A 1,844-nucleotide genomic window follows, 5' to 3' on the forward strand; every position below is an offset into this window, starting at 1 on the left:
AGAGGCTGGGACAAAACCCAGTAAATAAAAAATAGAGTGGCATTCACCCTAATGAGGGTGAGTGCCACTCTTTATTTTTTAAATTTTAATAGTTTTTGGATTTAAATAAGGATACCATCTGATAAAATTAAAGTTACCACACCAAAACCCATCGGAGGTATCCTTATGTTTAAACATTATACCATGAATCAACTCATTTTGCCGCTAGATTTAGAAGTAAAACTTCAAGAAAATGATATCGCCTACGCCGTCCATGATCTTGTGGAACAGATTCCTGATGAAGCATTCGCTAGCTTCCTACGTGAAACGGGTAACCCTGCTTACCATCCACGGATGATGATGAAAGTCATTTTATGTGCTTACACGCAATCTGTTTTCTCTGGAAGAAAGATCGAGGCATTACTCAAAGATAGTATTCGCATGATGTGGTTAGCTCAAGGATATGAACCGAGTTATCGAACCATCAATCGTTTTCGTGTCCATCCAGAAGTTCAGGAATTACTACGCCAATGCTTCGTCCAATTTCGTTGTCAGCTCGTACAAGAAAAGTTGATAGAGGAAGAAGCCATTTTTATTGACGGAACAAAAATCGAAGCGAATGCCAATAAGTTTACGTTTGTTTGGCGTAAAGCGGTTGAAAAGTACAGCGCCAATTTGGTGGAGAAGTCCAACCAAATGTATGATGAGTTGTTGGAAAAAGAAATTATTCCAGAAATCAAACGAGAAAACCTGGATGAACTATCTACGGAAGAACTCGTAAAAGTAGTGGAAAAGCTTGATGCCAAGGTTGAGGAATATGATAACCAAATCGAAGCGAGTAAAGATGTAAGTGAACGAAAACAACTTCGTTCGGAACGCAAAGCTCCGAAGCAGTATCGGAAGCAGTTCAAAGATTTTGTAGCTCGCAAACAAAAATACCAAAACGACATGGCCATATTCGGAGAGAGAAACAGTTATTCAAAAACAGATCATGATGCCACTTTTATGCGAATGAAAGATGATTACATGAAGAACGGCCAACTAAAAGCTGGTTATAATGTGCAAATTGCGACGGAAGGACAATACACGCTCGCTTTTGATGTATTCTCTAACCCGACAGATACACGTACACTCATCCCTTTTCTGGACAAAATCGAGGAAGGTTTCTTTAAGCTGCCCCCATATATTGTCGCTGATGCAGGCTATGGTAGTGAACAAAACTACATAGATGTAATCGAACATCGAGAGCGTACCCCATTAATTACTTATAACATGTATCGTAAAGAGAAGAAGAAAAAATATAAGAATAACGCTTTCCACTCCACCAATTGGGACTATAACGAGGAAACGGATTTTTACACATGTCCAAATGGGAAAAACTTAGTGTTCCGATACCTATCGAATCGAAAAGACAAAGATGGATTTACACGAACGTTTAAGGTCTATGAGTGTGAAGACTGTTCAGGCTGTCCATTCCGTTCCCAATGCACCAAGGCTAAAGAAGGCCACCATCGGAAAATACAGTACAACGAAAAATGGGAACAACAAAAAGAATACGTTAGACAACAGCTTTCAGAAGAGAAAACTGGTGAAATCTACGGTAAGCGTAAAACCGATGTGGAACCAGTTTTTGGATTTCTGAAGGCTAATTTGCATTTCACTCGTCTGTCAGTGAGGGGCAAAGAGAAGGTGAAAAATGAATTAGGGTTTGCGTTCTTGGCGGTGAACTTGAGAAAGTACATCGCCACAAGCGGTTAATCGGAGAATAGAATATGAAAAAACGAACTAAAAAGGTTCCGAACATCGTTTTCTTTGATGTTCGGAACCTTTTTACAATTATTTTGGCTAGTTATGTCCCAGCCTCT

Annotated in this window: 1 protein-coding gene; it reads left to right on the top strand. The window is 39.5% G+C overall.

Features of this window, described 5'->3' with window-relative positions:
* Positions 1 to 165 precede the first annotated feature (165 nt).
* Positions 166 to 1,737: an IS1182 family transposase gene (locus tag GKP30_RS23305; RefSeq protein ID WP_216831869.1), complete on the top strand. Its 1,572-nt coding sequence runs from the start codon at positions 166 to 168 to the stop codon at positions 1,735 to 1,737.
* The last annotated feature ends 107 nt before the right edge of the window (positions 1,738 to 1,844 follow it).

The sequence above is a fragment of the Alkalihalobacterium elongatum genome, assembly GCF_019024285.1.
Classification (GTDB): Bacteria; Bacillota; Bacilli; order Bacillales; family Bacillaceae_F; genus Alkalihalobacterium; species Alkalihalobacterium elongatum.